Source organism: Hyphomicrobium sp. B1 (assembly GCF_049532635.1).
GTDB lineage: Bacteria > Pseudomonadota > Alphaproteobacteria > Rhizobiales > Hyphomicrobiaceae > Hyphomicrobium_B.
The window spans coordinates 3,598,730-3,616,223 of record NZ_CP134871.1 but is presented as its reverse complement, the minus strand read 5'-3'; the positions used below and the strand labels follow the sequence as shown (position 1 = coordinate 3,616,223).

The window sequence follows — 17,494 nt, the reverse complement described above, 5'->3', positions numbered from 1 at the left end:
TTTTGTCATCGGAGATACGCAGATGGTCGAAATCAAAGATACGCTTGGTCTGTGGGAGCGCTCGCTCATTGCGTGGCCTGACGGGCGGGAGGATCGCGCCACGTTCGTCGCGTGGCTCCAGGGACCGACGTTGTTTGCGGATCTCAGGCAGCCGGCCGATCGCCCATCGTTTGACGGCGTCTCTTGTCTTAATCATCTCGACGCCCAGCATTTCGAATGGCTTACACGGCAGGAAGGATTTGCCGGGATTTTCGTCCTTTCAGGCGACGCCTTCGAATGGCGTCGTGCGATTGATTTTCAGTGCCCGAGCGACGCGGCAGACGCTGGCTATCTTTCGTTCGCAGACGGCGTTCTGATCGAGCGCGGCCGGGACATCCCTTACATTGAGCATTGGCATCACACGTCGCCGAACCTCAATCCGCACTTCGCCATTCGGATGCGCGATGAAACCGGCATCGACGGTTTTCTCGTCAGGGTCGGCGAAATCTTCATGTATGTGCGAAACCGCGCGGTTGTGCTGCCGCACGGTGGTTCGCTGACCGATCTTGTCAAGACGTCATCGCCGGATGCTGCCAGGGCGATGCTCGATTGCGAAATTTCGCTCGGCCGCGTGCGCGATGGGAAGTGGCTGATCGGGCGATCGACGCTGCCGTTCCGTATCGCCGCCGATCTCGCACCTGAAGGCTATGGCGACGGAAGCAGCTTGACCATTCACGACGTGTCTTCGGCCGGCGAGCCGTTTGCACGGCGATGGACGATTGCCGACCTCGATGTCGGTGCGCAACAACAAAATATTCCTGGGCAAGGACACGACGAAGGAGCGCTTTCCATTTTCCGCTCGATGACAGGGAGTGCCTGATGGCCATGCGTTCAATGCTTCGACTCGTTCTTTGTACGGTCGCTGTTCTTTTTGCGGCGTCCATGAACCCGGTACGCGCTGCCGAGCCGACATTCAAAGTCGCTTGGTCGATCTATACGGGATATATGCCGTGGCCCTACGCACAGCACGCTGGGATCTTGCAGAAATGGGCGAAGAAATACGGCATCAACATCGAGTTGGTGCAGGTTAACGACTATATCGAGTCGATCAATCAATACACGGGCGGCAAGGTTGATGCCGTCGCGGCGACAACGATGGACGCGCTGACCATCCCAGCGGTCGGCGGCGTCGATACGACTATTCCGATCCTCGGCGATTATTCGAACGGCAATGACGGCATCGTATTGAAGGGTGCGAACAAGACGTTCGCCGATCTCAAGGGCAAGCGGATCAATCTCGTTCAGTATTCGGTTTCGCACTACATGCTGGCGCGGGCGTTCGAAACGCACGGCATGGATATCAAGGACGCCAAGCTACAGAACATTTCCGACGCCGATTTCGTGGCGGCCTTCCAGACCGATGATGTGGATGCGGTCGTCTCGTGGAATCCCGCCTTCATACAGTTGAAGAAATTGCCGAATGTCAGCGTCGTCTATCAATCTTCAGAGATGCCTGGCGAACTGGTCGATGCGCTGCTCGTCAACACCCAAACGCTGAAAGAGCATCCCGAACTCGGGAAGGCGCTGACGGGTGCGTGGTTCGAGACGCTCGCCGTCATCAAGGCGAACGACGAGAAGAGCAAGGAAGCCCGCAAGTTTATGGCCGATCTATCGGGAACGACCGTCGACAGCCTCAATTCTCAGATCGAGACGACGGCGTTCTATTACGATCCGGCAGTCGGCGCGTCGTCGGTCCGGTCGCCCGACATGGTCAAGGCCATGGATCTTGTCCGCACGTTCTGTTTCGAACAGCAGCTGATGGGAACCGGCGCCAAGTCGAAGGACGCGATCGGCATCGCGCTTCCCGGCAAGACGCTCGGCGATGCATCGAATGTCAAGCTGCGGCTCGACGATACATACATGCAGCTTTTGGCTGACAAGAAGCTCTGAAAATAATTGGCGTGGTCGCTAGCTTTAAGAGGAAAGAGATGAGCACGGCAGGTAACTTCTCGAGTATTCCGATCGTCGATGTCACCAAGCTTCGTACGGGCACGCCCGCTGAGCAGATGATGGTTGCGGAAGAGCTTGGCAATGCGGCCCGCAACGTCGGCTTCGTCTACGTCACCGGTGGTGGCGTAGATGAGGCCCTCTTCGAGAGCGTTCTCGATGCGACCAAGCGCTTCTTCGCGCTGCCTTACGAAGAGAAGATGAAGGTCTATATCGGCAATTCGCGCAATCATCGCGGTTACGTTCCTGAAGGCGAAGAAGTCTTCGCCTCAGGTTCGAAGGACAAGAAAGAGGCCTACGACCTCTCAATCGATTTGCCCTCGGACGATCCGGATTACGTTGCCGGTAATCCGCTGCTCGGGCCGAATCAATGGCCCGAACTGCCGGGCTTTGCGAAGGCGGTCGACGACTACTACAGCGCCGTTTTCGCACTCGGTCGCGTGCTGCTGCGCGGATTCGCGATGGCGATCGGTGAGGAGCCGACGTTCTTCGATCAATACGTGACCAAGCCGCCGAGCCAGTTGCGCTTGATCCATTATCCCTTCGACTCGAGTGCTGAAGACCGTCCGGGCATTGGTGCGCATACGGACTACGAGTGCTTCACGCTGCTGAGGGCGACGTGTCCCGGCCTTGAGGTGATGAACGGCAAGGGCGAGTGGATCGATGCGCCGCCGGTTCCGGGTGCTTACGTCGTGAACATCGGCGACATGATGGAGATCTGGACGAACGGCGAATTTGCAGCCACGTCGCACCGCGTGCGCAAGGTGCCGGCAGAGCGCTATTCGTTCCCGCTGTTCTTTGCTGCCGACTACGACACGGTCGTCGCGCCGCTGCCGCGTTATGTTGCGGGCGACGTGCCACAGAAGCAGTCGCTCAAGGCGGGCGAGCATCTCTTCGCGCAGACGATGCAGAGCTTCACGTATCTGAAGGAGCGCCGGGCGCGCGGCGAAATCACATTGCCCGAGGGATCGGCGCCATTGTCGTCGTTTGGGCAGGAAGCGCGTCAGAAATACTGATCGTGACGCGCTTCCTGTGTTTTGGGGGGGCAGCGGCTAGCGGGTGATGTTGACCTTCGCAAGGTCGATCAACTGCTTGGCGCGGCCGTCCAGAACAGCTTTGAGCATGAACATGCTGAAGTGCGTCGCTTCGGCGAGCGTCGCCTTTGGCGGCATGATCATTTCCTGACGAGCGCTGACGACATCGACGAGTGCGGGGCCGTCATGATTGAAGGCCTCGGTTATCGCACTGCGTAAATCCTGCGGGCGCTCGACGCGGATGCCTTTGACGCCCATCGCGCGTGCGGTTGCGGCGAAGTCAGGGTTCTGCAAATCGCAGCCGGTATCGGGAAAGCCCGCGGCTTTCATCTCGATCTCGACGAAGCCAAGCGTGCCGTTATTCAGCACGATGACTTTTACCGGCAATTCACTCTGGATCAGAGTGATGAAGTCACCCATCATCATCGTGTAGCCGCCGTCGCCGGACAGCGATACAACCTGGCGCTTCGGGAATGCCGATTGCGCCCCGATGGCTTGCAGCATGGCGTTGGCCATCGAGCCATGATTGAACGAGCCCAACAGACGGCGGTTGCCATTCATCTTGAGGTAGCGTGCGGCCCAAGCGGTCGGCGTGCCGACATCGCAGGTAAAAATTGCGTCGTCGGCCGCGACTTCGCTCACGACGCGCGTCACGAATTGCGGGTGGATAATCGTGCTCTTCTCGTTTTCGTCGGCGAGAGCGTCGAGATCGCGGCGGGCCGTCTTGTAGCTTTCGAGCGCATCATCGAGATGCTTGCGGTCGTCATGGACGGTGAGCTTCGGCAGCAGCGTTTTGATTGTTTCCTTGATGTCGCCGAGGAGGCCGATCTCGATTGGTGTGCGATTGCCGAGTGCTTCCGGGCGAATGTCGATCTGGGCAACACGAGCGTGGTGAGGGAGGAACTGGCGGTAGGGAAAGTCCGTGCCGAGCATCAGGAGCGTGTCGCAGCTTTCCATCGCGAAATACCCCGACGTGAAGCCGAGGAAGCCGGTCATTCCGACATCGTAGGGATTATCGTATTCAATGTATTCCTTGCCGCGCAGGGCGTGCACGATCGGGGCTTGGAGGCGCTCGGCCAGTTGGATAACTTCGTCGTGCGCGCCAGCGCAACCAGCGCCGCAGAGCAGCGTGATTTTCGAAGAGCCGTTGAGGAGCTTCGCCAGGCTTTCGATATCCGACGGGTTGGGAAGCACAACGGGCGGCTTCGGTGAGGTCCACTTTGGTGCCGGTGTCGCGAGCGGCATGAGGGCGATGTCGCCGGGCAGCACCACAACCGCAACGCCTTTTTTGGCGACGGCGACGCGCATGGCGCGTTCGAGAATTTGCGGCAGTTGGTTCGGGTTCGACACGAGTTCGACAAAATGGCTGCATTCCCTGAAGAGGATCTCGGGATGCGTAGCTTGGAAATAATCGATGCCAAGCTCGCTACTGGGTAAGTGTGCGGCGATGGCCAGCACGGGTACGCGGCTGCGATGACAATCGTAGAGGCCGTTGATGAGATGCAGGTTGCCTGGTCCGCAGCTGCCGCAGCAAGCGGTGAGCTCACCCGTCAGCTGGGCTTCGGCACCCGCCGCAAATGCTGCCGCTTCTTCGTGGCGCATGTGCACCCATTCGATGGTGCCGTGGCGGCGGAGAGAATCCGTGAAGCCGTTGAGGGAATCTCCGACCACGCCGTAGACGCGCTTGATGCCGGCCTGCTGCAATGTCTCGGTCAGAAAGTCCGCCGCAATTCGTGCCATTCTTCACCTCCGGAGATTTCGGCATCAGTTGGGGTCGTCGAAAACAAGCGATCGGCGATTAACGTGGCGTTGCATTTAGAAGGCTCTTTCACGACGAGCGCCGACTCGTCAGCGGACTGCCTTCACGATGTAGTCTACGAAGGCGCGCACCTTCGCTGCTGGATGGTGACGTGAGGGGTAGTAGGCATTTAGCGGAAAGCGCTCATCGGCCCAATCAGGGAAAAGTTCGATCAGCTTACCGCTTTTAATGTGATCTTTGGCGACGACGGCAAAGACCTGTGCGATGCCGGTTCCTGCGAGGCATTCGGTCAACATTGTTGATGCATCGCCTAGCAATAAGCGGCTTTTCGTTTTCACGGTTTGAATCTTGCGCCCTTTGTGAAATTCCCAGTCGAAGGGCTGCCGCGTGATCGGATCGCGGTAGTCGATACAGGCATGGCCAGCAGCAAGATCGCTTGGCGTTCGAGGACGGCCGCGGCGTTTCAGATAGCTCGGAGCTGCAACCGTAATCACCTGAAGGTCCACGAGCTTGCGTACAATTAGAGATGAATCGGGAAGATCTCCGAAGCGAACCGCAACATCGATCCCGTCGGCAACGAGATCGCCGATCTGTTCGCGTGTCACACAATCGAGCGACAATTCTGGATACAAGTCGAGGAATTTACCGAGCCGTCCCGGCAAGATGAGCTGCGAAACGACGGGATCGATGTTCACGCGCAGGCGGCCGCGCACGACGTTTGCAGAACCCGATGCGATAGTCGCTGCGTCCTCGATGTTGGCGAGGCTCGGTTTCACCTGCTCGTAGAACCGACGCCCCTCGTCAGTGAGGGAGACAGATCGCGTCGTGCGGTCCAGGAGGCGAGCGCCAATGCGCGCTTCAAGGCGCGATACGGCACGGCTGACGCCCGATGTTGTGATGCCGAGCGCGTCCGCCGCTCGAGCGAAGCTACCGCCTTCGACGACTGCGGCGAGAACCGATACGCCGGAGAGCAAGCGTCCGTCGAACTGCATTGCCACCTCTGTCTGTTGATTTACAATCAACAATATGTGGACAAGAGCGCACTTCAGTCAACGGCCTACCACATGAGATCTTTGGCGCGGGTCATTCGATCTGGAGCCAAGAGCTATGTATGCAATCACTGGAATTACCGGGCAAGTCGGCGGCGCGATGGCGCAAGCACTGCTTGATGCGGGACTACCTGTTCGGGCCGTCGTGCGAAACGCCGAAAAAGGTGCGGCGTGGGCCGCAAAAGGGTGCGATGTCTCGATCGCGACGATGGAAGACGCCGACGCGCTCGCCAAAGCCTTCATGGGTGCGGAAGGTGTTTTCATTCTGCCGCCCAACGTGTTCGATCCGTCTCCCGGCTTTCCCGAGGCGCGTGCGGTTATCTCTGCCGTAATGCAAGCGTTGAATGCGGCGCGTCCTTCTCACGTCGTCTGTCTCTCAACGATCGGTGCACAAGCGCGGCAGCCCAATCTGCTCACGCAGCGAACGTTGATGGAAGAGGCGTTGAGCGCGCTGCCGATGCCTGTCACCTTTCTGCGGCCGGCGTGGTTCATGGAGAACTTCGCCTGGGATATCGCCGAGGCGAGAGACAGGGGTGTCTTCAAGTCCTTTTTGCAACCACTCGATAAGCCCGTTCCGATGATAGCAACCGTCGATATCGGCCGGCTGGCGGCGAAGCTCATCCGAGAGCACTGGGAAGGCCGTCGAATTGTCGAGCTCGAAGCGGAACGACGCTACAGCCCCAACGACGTCGCAGCAGCATTTGCGAGCATTCTGGGGCGGCCTGTTCGCGCAGAAGCCGTGCCGCGAGAGACATGGGGCCCTCTCTTCAAATCGCAAGGCATGAAGGACCCGATACCACGGATGCAGATGCTCGATGGTTTCAACGAGGGCTGGATCCAGTTTGAGGGCAAACCGTTAAGCATAGAGAAGGGCCCAACAGCTCTGTCCAGGGTGCTGGCCGGGTTGATCTCTGCAGTCGGCTGAAGCGGTTCAGACCCAATATTTAGGAAATTGGGCCTGCCTTCGGTCGCTAGGCAGGCCATTCGCGACGGCGGTGTTGTTATTTGGAACCCGAGCGTGTCTTTCGCGTTCAGCAGGCATGGTTTAGCGGGGGTGGACGCATGTCCGGTCTCTCGATGCGGGAATGACGGAATGGCGCGGTTTGTCGGGATCGACCATATTTCGGTGCGTGTGAGCGATTTCGCCCGCTCCAAGTCTTTCTATAGCGGGCTGTTCGATTTCCTCGGGCTGGACGTGCTCGACGAATACGAAGACGCCATGGGGTGGACCAACGGAAAAACTCGGTATTGGATCGGTCAAGCGGATGCCAAGGGGGCTGCCCATAAGCACCGGACGGGAGATGTCGGTCTCCATCATTATGCGTTTGAGCTCAGGAGCCGGAAGGATGTCGATGATCTTCAAGACTATTTGCGGCGCCACCATGTAACGATCGTGGACCCGGCTGATGTATATTACGACGACTATTATGCCGTTTTTTTCCTCGATCCCGACGGCATTAAGCTCGAGGGCATGAAATACGGCGAAGAGAAAGAGAAGAAACGCAAGAGGAATACGTGAGCGTCAATTCGTAACGACAGCCTTCTATTGACGCTGCAATCTTGGAACCAATTTGTGTGGCGACGCGTTTCGGACGACCAAATCCGGAACGAGGGGCCGCACGTATGTGCTAGGGGATGGGACATCATGCCATTCACGCCGAACCATGCCAGCTTCGACCGACCGGATAGTCAAGGCAGTGGCTTCGCATCGGCATCGCCGAAGCGTGGCCAGGAGAGCGGGGCAACCGGAACAAGTCTCGCCGAACGCCTGTTCGATACACGCAGCCATTCTTTAAAGCTCGCCGAGCCTCTGTCGCCGGAGGATATGACCGTTCAGGCTTCGGACGACGCCAGTCCCACGAAATGGCATTTGGCGCACGTGACGTGGTTCTTCGAAAACTTCGTGCTCGCACCGCATCTCGACGACTATCGCATCTTCGACGACGACTTCAATTATTGCTTCAACTCTTATTATGAGGCGCTGGGGCCGAGGCATCCGAGGGCGCGCCGCGGGTTGCTGACCAGACCTTCTGCTGAGCGCGTTCTAGCGTATCGCCAGCACGTCGATGAGGCGCTTCGGCGCCTTCTTACCAGGGACGAAGCGCAAAGCGGCGAGATTGCCCGACTTCTCGAAATAGGGATCAACCACGAGCAGCAGCATCAGGAGTTGTTGCTCACCGATATTCTTGCTCTCTTTGCGGCAAATCCGTTGCATTCGACCTATCAAGCGGGGCCTACGCAATCCGATACCAAGGCGCCCGATGCGCTGGGGTGGCTCGACATTGACGGCGGCATAATTTCGATCGGACACGGCGGCGAGGGGTATAGCTGGGACAACGAGCTTCCGGCTCATGATGCGCTCGTTCGGCCATTCAAGCTCGCGGATCGGCTCGTTTCGAATGCCGAATGGCTGGCATTCATCGAAGATGGTGGCTACCAGACTGCGTCGCTCTGGCTCGCCGACGGGTGGACGACTGTTAATCGCGAGGCGTGGGACAGTCCGCTCTATTGGCACAAGACGGATGCAGGTTGGGCGCAGATGTCGCTGCAGGGGTTGCGGTCGGTCGTGCCGGCTGAGCCTGTCGCGCATGTGTCATATTACGAAGCGGATGCTTTTGCGCGCTGGGCTGGCAAGCGACTGCCGACCGAGTTCGAATGGGAAGCCGTTGCGCGTGCGCATCCCGAGATGCCGACACGAAATGCGGATGTCTATCGTCCACATGCAGCGAATCCGGTCGGAAACGGCGCGTCGTCGCCGCGGCAACTCTTCGGTGAGGTCTGGCAGTGGACCGCGAGTGCTTATCTCGCATATCCCGGCTATCGGCCTCCAGAGGGAGCGATCGGTGAGTACAACGGCAAGTTCATGGTCGGTCAGCACGTGCTGCGCGGCTCGTCCTGCGTGACGCCCGCCGGGCACTCGCGGCCGACCTACCGCAATTTCTTTTATCCTCATCAGCGCTGGCAGTACCTCGGCTTGCGCCTGGCAGCGGAGATCGATTGATGCGCTACATTCCGACCCTTGAACGGTCGCCGACAGACGTTTCGAAAACCGACGGCGAATTTGCCAGTGCGGTGATTGAGGGGCTGTCGCTCCTTCAAAAGGAGCTTCCGTGCCGTTATTTCTACGACGCGCGGGGGAGCTTGCTGTTTGAGGAAATCACGCGTCTTCCCGAATACTATCCGACCCGAACGGAAGCGCAGATTCTCCGAGTTGCAGCCTGCGATCTCGTGGCCGATTTTTCGGACGGCAATCTCTTTGTCGAATTCGGCTCGGGTTCGAGCTTGAAAACTGAGATCCTGCTGGATCGTGTCGATGCTGATATCGTCTACGTGCCTATCGACGTATCGGAAACGGCATTGGCGGATGCGGTGGTGCGTCTTGCTCTGCGCTATCCGTCGCTCGAAGTACGGCCGCTGGTGGCAAATTTTTCCGAGATGAAAGGTCTGCCACGCGATCTTTCCGGGCGCCGCGCGGTTGGTTTTTTCCCAGGCTCGACGATCGGCAATTTGGCGCCGGAGGAGGCCGAGGGGCTGCTCGCCGGCTTCAAGCGCGTTCTGGGCAAGGGTGGACGACTGATCATCGGCGTCGATCTGAAGAAGGATGAGCAGACGCTAACTCGCGCTTACGACGACGACGCGGGCGTTACGGCGGCTTTCAATTTGAATTTGCTGTCACGCATCAATCGTGAGCTTGGCGGCACGTTCGATCTGGGCGCGTTCAAGCATCGTGCCATCTATAATTCGGATGCAGGCCGGATCGAGATGCACGTCGTCAGCGATCGTGCGCAAGACGTTCGCGTGTGCGGACGGGTGTTTCGTTTTCGCGAAGGCGAGAGCATTCACACCGAAAATTCGTACAAGTATACCGTCCCGGAATTCCGCGATCTGGCTGTGCGTGCCGGCTGGCAGGCAGATCGCGTATGGACCGACGAAGGCAATCGTTTCAGCGTGCACGAACTCGTCTGACCGTCAGGCAGAAATTTGCTGCACTGCCAATGCTCTCGTCTTCCATTGCCGACGTTTGGAGAATGAAGGCGGGCGCGGACTTGCGTCTTCGGAGCGCGACGTATAATCGGAGATCAGCGGCCTGGATCGGGAACTAATACGGGCCTGAGCCATTTAGTGTCGCATGGGGGAAGGGGGACACAAAATCGAACCGGCGCCTGCAGGAAAGGGCCAGGTCCTGGCACAGCGTTCGATATTGGTCGTGGAAGACGAAGTTCTTATCCGGCTGCATCTGGCGGAGGAGCTTCGAGATTCCGGATACAACGTCATCGAAGCCGCCAGCGGGGATGAGGCGATAACGCTGTTGTCGAGCGTCGACGACATCGGCTTGCTGTTGACCGATATTCGCATGCCTGGCAATGTCGATGGTATAGCGCTGGCCAACTGGACACGCAGTCAGTTCCCTTCGATCAAAATCGTTCTCATTTCGACGGAAATTCGTGCTGGAAGCCCGGTCGAATTCGATGCCTGTTTTACGAAACCGGTGCGTTTCGTCGAGTTGATCCAATGCGTTCGAAAGTTGCTTCCCGAGACGGAACAGGGCCATTCCCACGATCGTTAGTGGGGAGTGATTGAACAAGCTACCAAACAGGAAACTCTTGCGACGGTTCTCGTCGTCGAAGGTGCCGTGCTCGTGCGGATGGCGATTGCGGGATACCTTCGTGAGTGCGGATACCGCGTCATTGAGGCGTCGACGAGCGATGAAGCGCTGCTTGTGCTTGATCGCAGCCGCATTCGGGTTGACGTAATTTTCAGTGCCGTCGATGTTTCGGGGGCGTTTGATGGGTTCGCGTTGACCAGGTGGGTGCGGACCAACCATCCTCAGACCAAAATCGTAATGGCAGGTTCTCCCAAGAGCGCATCCGCTGCGGCCGGAAAGCTTTGCGAAGAGGGGCCGCATCTCAAAAAACCGTATGAGCCACAGGCCGTCGAAGACTATATTCGCCGTTTGCTTGCGCTTGCGCAATCGACGGAGCCGCAGTGAGCGTAAAGGCTTGAGCCACCGTTAATAAATTGGCCGCGTTGCATTTCTTGCTATCGCGTGTTGCTATCGGCTGGTGGCGAACGAGGTGGCATCGGCCGTGGTTCAGACCAGTTGCATTGTTAGCGCGCTCCCGAAAGCGTCGCGGTATGCCCGATCGTGGGCTGCAGGATTGTCCGTCTTTTTGGCTACCGTCGGTCTGATACTCGCGGCCACTTGCCCGGCAGAGGCGCACCATACCCGCAAGAGCACGGACAAAACTTCTGGTATCTCGATCCCGAATCTTACGCACGGACAGTTGCACGTGCTGACGCGGTATCAGTCGGCAATCATGAGCCTTGCGAACCGCCAAGTCCGGCCAAGCCTCGAAGCTCGAACGCTCCAGAATTTCGTTAACCTGCAGTTGGCGTACTGCCTCTGGGGTTTGGTGCCGGGAAGCATTTCCGACGAGGCCAGCCCGTTCAACGAGTGCTCGCACGCATATCTTGCCGCGACCAAGTTGCTTTTGGAGCGGCTTCAGCGGGCGGACGACACGCGCGCGAAGGCCGACGCGTTAGCTGACCAGATCAATCTCGCGATGCTGGAAGATGCGACCGCGCTCGAAATTTGCAGCAACAGCTTTGAGCCTTTCAACACGGCGCAGATCATCATGCCGATGTGGGCCGATATGACCTTCAATCCGCTCGGAATCCTGCTCGGCTGCTTTATCTTTGGAGCATCGGCCGGCGGCTTGGCGATGGCTCGTGGCGGCCGTCGGCCAGCTCGGAGCGCGCAGTGATCGCAGGTGGATGCGTCCGGTTTTTTGGCTCGGCGTATTCCAGGCATTGATTAATCGGCGCGCAAATGCTGCTAGTAGCGGCATGACGATACGACGTATCCAGCGGTTTCGAGTGCTCGTCGGCGCCTTTGCCATCCTGGGCGCTGCTTTGAACGCGTGGGTTCTAGCGGTCCACATCACATCTGTCGCGCTGACGTCGATGCGAGCCAACGGCGGCGCGATCGTCATTTGCGGCCAGAGTGGAACCAGGACAGCCCCCTGGTCCGACGACGGTAAGTCGGTCCCTCGGAGGCATTGCCCCATCTGCTCAGGCTTGGCGGCGCTACACTTTGGCGTTTTAAGCGATCCAGGTCTCGATGTTCCTCTGCGCGCCACATCAATGCGCGTCGTCTCGGAGACGGCAGTGGCGCACGTTCTCGACCGCCGGCCAGACCGGCTTCTCAATCGCGGTCCGCCACCGCTGCGTGCCTGAGCGTCCGAGCGTTCAGCAGACATCAAGCACTACGCGCGCAAGACTGTCGCCAAAGTGTGCCGGCCTCGTATCGCTGCCCCTAAGGGTCTGGCGGATACAGCGCGTCCAAACTCAAACATTTACATTCGCATTGGAGAACTCATGAAACGGTTGATGATGGCGTTGGCGGTTGTGGTTGCGTGCAGCACGCCCGGAATGGCGCACAAGTTCGAAAAGGACGGCATTGCGATCAAGCATCCGTGGACGCGCGCGACGGCACCTGGCGCCGCGGTGGGCGTCGGTTATCTGACGATCACCAACACCGGCAAAGAACCCGACACGATGACGGGCGGGACATTCGAGGGCGCAGGCAACGTCGAAATTCACGAGATGAAGATGGACGGCGACAAGATGCTGATGCGTCAGCTGAAGGATGGTCTGGAGATCAAGCCCGGCGAGACGGTCAAGTTCAGCCCTGGCGGCTATCATCTCATGTTTACGGGGTTGAAGACGCCGATTGCTCAGGGACCCAACATCAAGGGCTCACTCACCTTTAAAAATGCAGGCACGATCGATGTGACCTACAAAGTGGAATCGATCGGTGCAATGACGAGTGGTGACGGAGATCACGGTGCCATGAAAATGGACGGCACGATGAAGATGGACGACACTGATATGAAGCACGAGCACGCGCAGTAATACTGACGCGTGTCAGTTTTCGTGACTTGGCAAGTTTGCGATCGGACAGCGGCGATGTCGGCCCGTTGCTGTCCGAACGATTGTCGTAGGCTAGCGTTTTCGATCTCGCAAAATCCGAGCTGCGATCTCGAGTTTATTTTCATTCGCAAAATCGATCAAATTGACGGTGCAGTCGCGACGTTTGAGCGCTTGACTTAAACCTCACCGGGTTGTGAACGTCGCCGTCATGGGCGGGCTTCGTCGCAATGACCTGACGCGCGGATTGCTGTTTGCACTCTATGTGCTCGCAGCGGCGACGTTTGGCTTTGCGCATAAACCGATCACGCCTGCGTCGAATGTCGACCTCGCCGCGTACGCGTTGCCTGATGGCTCGCTTCCTTTCGTTTGCGGAGGAGGCAAGGGCGTGCCGGGCGGTAAGCATGCCTGCTCGGCGTGTGCAGCATGTCTGTTGTCGGCTGCGCCGGGACTCATCAACGAGCACGACAGGCTGCTATCTGTCGCTCAACGCTTTGTCGTTGATGCGTGGCCTGATGGTTATCGCGCCAATGTCGGCACCGATTGGCCGCCGAACTTCCGTTCGCGGGCGCCTCCTTATCCTGATGTCTAATTGCTAAGGCCGCGGCGGCGTGGAGTTCAACTCTGCAAAGCTGCGTCGCATCGGATTCAGCATTTGTGAGGCAGTCATGTCGTCGCCATGTGCAACAGCGCATGCGCAGTCACAGAGGGGCTGCGCGCGGGAGCGCGTATCGTTTGTTGTTGTTCCAAATCAAAGTCTAAGCGATCGCGGGGCTTATATGCTCTACGGCGCGCTTAGCGGAGCGGTCGCTATTTTTCAGGTGCCGTTTCTCATGCGAGGTTACTGGCCGGTTGCGATGTTTTCCGTCATCGATTTATTGGGAGCGGTGCTTGCTATCCAGGCGTTTCGGCTTTGCCAGCAGGAGCGGCGGGAGGAAATCGTCGTTGAAGATGGCGCCGTCAACATTCGCCGTTTTGCCTTCGGAAAATCCGTCCGCGAGCTTCGGCTTGCGTGTTATGGCCTGAAGCTTATCCGTTCCGATTATCCTGACTTTGGTTGCCGCCGTCTCGCATTTTCCGTTCGAGGAAAGCGCGAAGAGATTGCGCGCGATCTCTCGCCACCAGAGCGGGCGAGCTTTGCGGATGCATTGTGGCAGAGCCTGCGGCGCTATTCCGTTCCGCTCAGCACCGAAATGGCCTTCGGCTGGTCACTCTTTACCAAAGGGCCGTACGCGCCATGACGTTCGGAGGCATCGGGCGCCGCGCGGAGACACAGACGACCAGAAGCGTGCTGTTGGCGCTGTATGCGCTGGCGTGTGTGTTCTCGGTCAGCGTTTCCAAGCCGCATCCTGTCCGGCCACCCATCGATGCAAGTGCATACGCCCTGCCCGATGGATCGCTACCGCCAATCTGCTCGCCAGCGAACAGGGACGGGCATGTCGGCGCGTACGGCGATGCCTGCGGGCTGTGCTGTGTCGCCAAGCTCTCTGGGTTGCAGCCGCCGGGCGCGAGAGATCTCGTGCCGGCCTCAAGTGCCGGCGAGCGTCTGGCGATTGCGAGTGTCGCATTTCGCGAGCCAGCGCAGCGCTTCGCAGCGCTGGGCGCGCGAGGGCCACCCATGATTTGAAGCGCCATCAATCACAGGGAAGCGCCCTCGCAGTCTTGGCCATCAACGTGGTTCGTACGCGAGCGCTCAACAATCACTAGCTTAAGGATTCAGGAAACCCTCATGGACAGCATGCTTGGCATGTATCCGACCTTTTACGTGCCTTACATCGGCACGGCATGGGTCATGGGGATCATCGGCGTCATTCACGTCGTTGCCTCCCACACTTCCGTCGGCGCAGCATTTTTGTTCGCGCTGCTAGAGACAAAAGCCTATCGGGACAAGCAGCCGCAATTGCTCGACTTCATCAAGCGTTACGGTCTGTTTCTTCTGGTCTTCTCCTACATCATCGGGTCGATCACCGGGCCGGGCATCTGGTACGCGATTACAGTCGCGAGCCCTCGCGGGGTCAGTGGCCTCATTCATAACTTCGTCTGGGTCTGGGCAGCGGAGTGGGTCTTCTTCACGGTCGAGGTCATCGGCGCATACGCGCTGGTCTACCTTGTGGGCAAGATTGATCCGATCTCGCATCTCAAGCTGACGTGGTCGTTTGCTCTGGCGTCCTGGGGGACGATGCTGCTGATCGTGGGCATCCTGTCGTTCATGATGTGGCCGGGAAGCGATACTTGGTATCAGACTGGCTCGACGAACGACGCCTTCTACAACATCAACTTCTTCGCGCACCTTGGCGTGCGAACAGGTTCGATGCTGGTCATGGCAGCTATCGTCGGCCTGATGGTTGTCCCGGGCGTCAAGGATAAGGCGCTCCGCGCAAGTGTCGTTCGCTTGATTGCGCCCGTTGGGCTCATCGGCGGTCTCTTCTCCGTCGTCATGTTCCTCTACTATTTGCAGACGCTGCCGAATAATGCGCATGTCATGCTGCAGGCGCATCTTCTGCCGGTCTATGCCCACGCCATGATCGGGGTTGCGGCGGTCACGGCCGTCTATCTCATCTCGGCGATGCTTTGGCCGCAGATGGTTCGGCTTTGGGTCGCGGTACCGCTATTCCTGTTCATCGCCATTGTTGGCGTCTGGCCGGAGGAACGCATGCGTGAAAGCATGCGCAAGCCCTACGTGGCCGGGCAGTACATCTATGGCGACCAGGTGATCTCCCGCGATGTTCCGGGCAAGGGCATCATCGGAGAAGTGGATACCATCGCGGAAAAGGGCTTCTTGAAAGTTCATCCGTTCATTCCGGACCGGCTGCGAAAAATTACTGACAGCAACAAGCTAGAGGTCGGCGAACTGCTGACCAAGATTGCGTGCTCGAATTGTCATTCGCTGGATCCGGGTGCGCCGCTTCGCAGCTTGCCCGACATATTCCATCGCTCGACGGATGAAGACATGATCGCAGCGTTCCTTAAGGGACCGCTACGGCACGGCAGCATTCCTTACATGCCGCGCATCGATCTTCCCGACGACGAGATTGGAGCGATCGCTCATTACATCGCCACTGTGGATGCAAAGGCCGGTCCTTTGAAGGAGGATACGACGCCGATTGCAGCCGCCGCGCCTAATCCCGAGACTAAGAAGGAATAGCAGACATGGATGTCGGCACAGTCATAAACACGATGCGGGATCCGGCAGGCGTGCCTGCGACACCCGTCGTGTTTCAAATTCTTGCCGTTGCGACGTGGGTGTTTCACATCGCGTTCGTGATGTTGACGATGGGCACCGGTGTGCTCGCCGTATACGCGTTTTTCAGGCGTGCAACCGGTCCCTTCTGGGAGCAGCTATCGCTGGCGATGACGAAGGTCGCAAAGGTCAGCGTTTCGCTGCTGATCGTGCTCGGCGTTTCGCCGTTGCTCTTCACCCAGGTCATCTATGATCCGCAGTGGTACACGTCCAACGTGCTCTCGGCGGCCTGGGTGATCGGGTTCATCTTCACGCTGATCGTCGGCTATTGTCTTTGGTTCGTTTTTTATGAGGCGAACCACGACGGCGCAAAGCAATACGTCGGCTTCTATGCTGTGATGAGCTTGGCGATTTTCGCGCTCGATGGCTTGATCATGCACGTCCTGGCTTATCAGGCCATCCTGCCCGGTGAGTGGATGTCGTGGTACGCGCCGGGTGGCGTCGTTGATACAAGCGGCACGAAGCTGCACGCAATCGAGTGGGCGCGCTATCTCTTCATCATGAGCCTGTCGGCGCCCGCCGTCGGTCTCTTCCTGCTCGCCTACAGCGAATATCTAACGGTGCGTCGCGACAAGACGCGGGAATACCTCGAGTTCGCTCGCGACCTCGGGCGTAAGATCGCGTCGCGCGGTGCGATCATTTCGGCGCTTCTTGCCGTCTGGTGGCAATTTGACCTTCCGGCTTCGACCGGTCTGCGTTCACAGCCGCTCGGATGGTTGATCCCGGCTGGTCTCGTCATCCTGGCTTGGCTCGCCTCGCAACGGCATCCGCGCCTTCATGGCTACACCATGCTCAGTCTCGGCCTCGTGATGGTCGCTCTGCTTGCGATTTGGCGTGAGGTCATTCGCGTCGCGTATCTGAAGCCGTTCGGCTACAACGCCGACACTTACACGGTGCACGCAGATTGGCCGTCAACGATCCTCTTCTTCTCGACGATCCTTGGGGTCGGCAGCTTGGTGGGCGGGTACTACCTGACATTGCTCTACCGTGCAGGGCGGGTTGAGGGCGTCTATACCGCAGAACCGCGGGTGGATCGGCTTGGCTCCGCGGCCGTCGCTGTCCTCGTTGTGTGGATTGGCGTGTTTTTCGTTTATGGCGTCGCGATCTGGCTTCGCAACGCGTTTCTCGCTTAGGATCGGAGGATACAATGGCGTTGATTAAACAGCGCGCCGTATTCAGCTATATCGTGGCTGCATGCGCGATCGTTCAAACTGCTTCGTACGCACAGGCTGCCGATCTGGCCGCCGGCCGAAAACGCGCTGAAGTCTGCATGGCGTGTCATGGTGAAAAGGGCATCAGCGAGATCCCGGGCATTCCAAGCCTCGCCGGACAGGACACTGACTATATCGTCTCGGCGCTGAAGGCGTATCGAGCCGGCACAGAGCGCACCAATCCAACGATGGCGGAAATGGCAAAGCCTCTGAGCGATGCCGATATCGATAACCTTGCCGCGTTCTGGCATTCGCTCGCCTCGCCGTTGGCGCAGAAATAGCAA

Annotated in this window: 20 protein-coding genes; 18 read left to right on the top strand and 2 right to left on the bottom strand. The window is 58.6% G+C overall.

The window, feature by feature from the left end; translation table 11 throughout:
• The first annotated feature begins 22 nt into the window (after window positions 1-22).
• From RLW55_RS17215 to RLW55_RS17205, 3 genes are read left to right on the top strand one after another with little or no spacing between them, the layout of a single operon-like run.
• Window positions 23-859, top strand: coding sequence for a hypothetical protein (locus RLW55_RS17215; RefSeq protein ID WP_423414897.1), 837 nt, complete (start codon window positions 23-25; stop codon window positions 857-859).
• Window positions 859-1,929, top strand: a complete 1,071-nt coding sequence (locus RLW55_RS17210) for a putative urea ABC transporter substrate-binding protein (protein ID WP_423414896.1) — start codon at window positions 859-861, stop codon at window positions 1,927-1,929. Before RLW55_RS17215 ends, RLW55_RS17210 begins: the two co-directional genes overlap by 1 nt.
• A gap of 38 nt (window positions 1,930-1,967) precedes the next feature.
• The gene (locus RLW55_RS17205; RefSeq protein WP_414462489.1) at window positions 1,968-3,002 is read left to right on the top strand and encodes an isopenicillin N synthase family dioxygenase; all 1,035 of its coding nucleotides are present in this window, start codon (window positions 1,968-1,970) and stop codon (window positions 3,000-3,002) included.
• Window positions 3,003-3,038: 36 nt separating this feature from the next.
• Here the strand turns inward: RLW55_RS17205 and poxB are convergent, their stop codons facing one another.
• Complete coding sequence (gene poxB / locus RLW55_RS17200; RefSeq protein ID WP_423414895.1) at window positions 3,039-4,760, bottom strand: ubiquinone-dependent pyruvate dehydrogenase; 1,722 nt, start codon at window positions 4,758-4,760, stop codon at window positions 3,039-3,041.
• A gap of 108 nt (window positions 4,761-4,868) precedes the next feature.
• Window positions 4,869-5,771, bottom strand: coding sequence for a LysR family transcriptional regulator (locus tag RLW55_RS17195; RefSeq protein ID WP_423414894.1), 903 nt, complete (start codon window positions 5,769-5,771; stop codon window positions 4,869-4,871).
• A gap of 115 nt (window positions 5,772-5,886) precedes the next feature.
• On the opposite strand from RLW55_RS17195, the gene RLW55_RS17190 reads away from it, so the two are divergent.
• From RLW55_RS17190 to RLW55_RS17120, 15 genes are all read left to right on the top strand, one after another.
• A complete protein-coding gene (locus RLW55_RS17190) occupies window positions 5,887-6,753 on the top strand; it encodes an NmrA family NAD(P)-binding protein (RefSeq protein WP_423414893.1) in 867 nt (288 codons plus the stop codon).
• Between the two features lie 168 nt (window positions 6,754-6,921).
• Window positions 6,922-7,347, top strand: coding sequence for a VOC family protein (locus RLW55_RS17185; protein WP_409563086.1), 426 nt, complete (start codon window positions 6,922-6,924; stop codon window positions 7,345-7,347).
• A gap of 126 nt (window positions 7,348-7,473) precedes the next feature.
• Window positions 7,474-8,829, top strand: a complete 1,356-nt coding sequence (egtB, locus tag RLW55_RS17180; RefSeq protein ID WP_423414892.1) for an ergothioneine biosynthesis protein EgtB — start codon at window positions 7,474-7,476, stop codon at window positions 8,827-8,829.
• Window positions 8,829-9,794, top strand: coding sequence for an L-histidine N(alpha)-methyltransferase (gene egtD / locus RLW55_RS17175; RefSeq protein ID WP_423414891.1), 966 nt, complete (start codon window positions 8,829-8,831; stop codon window positions 9,792-9,794). The genes egtB and egtD overlap by 1 nt, the downstream gene beginning before the upstream one ends.
• Window positions 9,795-10,035: 241 nt before the next feature.
• Entirely contained in the window at window positions 10,036-10,395 is a 360-nt protein-coding gene (locus RLW55_RS17170; protein ID WP_409563089.1) for a response regulator, read from the top strand.
• Window positions 10,396-10,401: 6 nt separating this feature from the next.
• Window positions 10,402-10,818, top strand: coding sequence for a response regulator (locus RLW55_RS17165; RefSeq protein WP_409563090.1), 417 nt, complete (start codon window positions 10,402-10,404; stop codon window positions 10,816-10,818).
• Window positions 10,819-11,119: 301 nt separating this feature from the next.
• The gene (locus tag RLW55_RS17160; protein WP_423414890.1) at window positions 11,120-11,593 is read left to right on the top strand and encodes a hypothetical protein; all 474 of its coding nucleotides are present in this window, start codon (window positions 11,120-11,122) and stop codon (window positions 11,591-11,593) included.
• 82 nt (window positions 11,594-11,675) lie between these two features.
• On the top strand, window positions 11,676-12,065 hold the full coding sequence (locus tag RLW55_RS17155; protein WP_409563092.1) for a DUF2946 family protein: 390 nt from the start codon (window positions 11,676-11,678) through the stop codon (window positions 12,063-12,065).
• 141 nt (window positions 12,066-12,206) lie between these two features.
• The gene (locus RLW55_RS17150) at window positions 12,207-12,743 is read left to right on the top strand and encodes a copper chaperone PCu(A)C (protein WP_423414889.1); all 537 of its coding nucleotides are present in this window, start codon (window positions 12,207-12,209) and stop codon (window positions 12,741-12,743) included.
• 226 nt (window positions 12,744-12,969) lie between these two features.
• Window positions 12,970-13,350 carry a hypothetical protein gene (locus RLW55_RS17145; RefSeq protein WP_414462498.1) on the top strand — a complete coding sequence of 127 codons (381 nt, stop codon included), beginning with the start codon at window positions 12,970-12,972 and terminating at the stop codon, window positions 13,348-13,350.
• Between the two features lie 76 nt (window positions 13,351-13,426).
• Window positions 13,427-13,999: a DUF2244 domain-containing protein gene (locus RLW55_RS17140; protein ID WP_423414888.1), complete on the top strand. Its 573-nt coding sequence runs from the start codon at window positions 13,427-13,429 to the stop codon at window positions 13,997-13,999.
• Complete coding sequence (locus RLW55_RS17135; protein WP_423414887.1) at window positions 13,996-14,385, top strand: hypothetical protein; 390 nt, start codon at window positions 13,996-13,998, stop codon at window positions 14,383-14,385. The genes RLW55_RS17140 and RLW55_RS17135 overlap by 4 nt, the downstream gene beginning before the upstream one ends.
• Window positions 14,386-14,487: 102 nt before the next feature.
• A complete protein-coding gene (locus RLW55_RS17130) occupies window positions 14,488-15,903 on the top strand; it encodes a c-type cytochrome (protein ID WP_423414886.1) in 1,416 nt (471 codons plus the stop codon).
• Between the two features lie 5 nt (window positions 15,904-15,908).
• The gene (locus RLW55_RS17125) at window positions 15,909-17,132 is read left to right on the top strand and encodes a hypothetical protein (RefSeq protein ID WP_414462501.1); all 1,224 of its coding nucleotides are present in this window, start codon (window positions 15,909-15,911) and stop codon (window positions 17,130-17,132) included.
• Window positions 17,133-17,146: 14 nt separating this feature from the next.
• Window positions 17,147-17,491 (top strand): c-type cytochrome, encoded by a 345-nt coding sequence (locus RLW55_RS17120; protein ID WP_409563099.1) that lies wholly within the window; start codon window positions 17,147-17,149, stop codon window positions 17,489-17,491.
• The last annotated feature ends 3 nt before the right edge of the window (window positions 17,492-17,494 follow it).

Excerpts from the sequence above, each read along its gene's own strand:
- egtD (WP_423414891.1), top strand. The coding sequence starts at position 8,829 with ATGCGCTACATTCCGACCCTTGAACGGTCGCCGACAGACGTTTCGAAA.
- RLW55_RS17205 (WP_414462489.1), top strand. The coding sequence starts at position 1,968 with ATGAGCACGGCAGGTAACTTCTCGAGTATTCCGATCGTCGATGTCACC.
- RLW55_RS17140 (WP_423414888.1), top strand. The coding sequence starts at position 13,427 with ATGTCGTCGCCATGTGCAACAGCGCATGCGCAGTCACAGAGGGGCTGC.
- RLW55_RS17125 (WP_414462501.1), top strand. The coding sequence starts at position 15,909 with ATGGATGTCGGCACAGTCATAAACACGATGCGGGATCCGGCAGGCGTG.
- RLW55_RS17150 (WP_423414889.1), top strand. The coding sequence starts at position 12,207 with ATGAAACGGTTGATGATGGCGTTGGCGGTTGTGGTTGCGTGCAGCACG.
- RLW55_RS17210 (WP_423414896.1), top strand. The coding sequence starts at position 859 with ATGGCCATGCGTTCAATGCTTCGACTCGTTCTTTGTACGGTCGCTGTT.
- RLW55_RS17215 (WP_423414897.1), top strand. The coding sequence starts at position 23 with ATGGTCGAAATCAAAGATACGCTTGGTCTGTGGGAGCGCTCGCTCATT.
- RLW55_RS17195 (WP_423414894.1), bottom strand. The coding sequence starts at position 5,771 with ATGCAGTTCGACGGACGCTTGCTCTCCGGCGTATCGGTTCTCGCCGCA.
- egtB (WP_423414892.1), top strand. The coding sequence starts at position 7,474 with ATGCCATTCACGCCGAACCATGCCAGCTTCGACCGACCGGATAGTCAA.
- RLW55_RS17155 (WP_409563092.1), top strand. The coding sequence starts at position 11,676 with ATGACGATACGACGTATCCAGCGGTTTCGAGTGCTCGTCGGCGCCTTT.
- RLW55_RS17145 (WP_414462498.1), top strand. The coding sequence starts at position 12,970 with ATGGGCGGGCTTCGTCGCAATGACCTGACGCGCGGATTGCTGTTTGCA.
- RLW55_RS17130 (WP_423414886.1), top strand. The coding sequence starts at position 14,488 with ATGGACAGCATGCTTGGCATGTATCCGACCTTTTACGTGCCTTACATC.
- RLW55_RS17135 (WP_423414887.1), top strand. The coding sequence starts at position 13,996 with ATGACGTTCGGAGGCATCGGGCGCCGCGCGGAGACACAGACGACCAGA.
- RLW55_RS17190 (WP_423414893.1), top strand. The coding sequence starts at position 5,887 with ATGTATGCAATCACTGGAATTACCGGGCAAGTCGGCGGCGCGATGGCG.
- RLW55_RS17185 (WP_409563086.1), top strand. The coding sequence starts at position 6,922 with ATGGCGCGGTTTGTCGGGATCGACCATATTTCGGTGCGTGTGAGCGAT.
- poxB (WP_423414895.1), bottom strand. The coding sequence starts at position 4,760 with ATGGCACGAATTGCGGCGGACTTTCTGACCGAGACATTGCAGCAGGCC.
- RLW55_RS17120 (WP_409563099.1), top strand. The coding sequence starts at position 17,147 with ATGGCGTTGATTAAACAGCGCGCCGTATTCAGCTATATCGTGGCTGCA.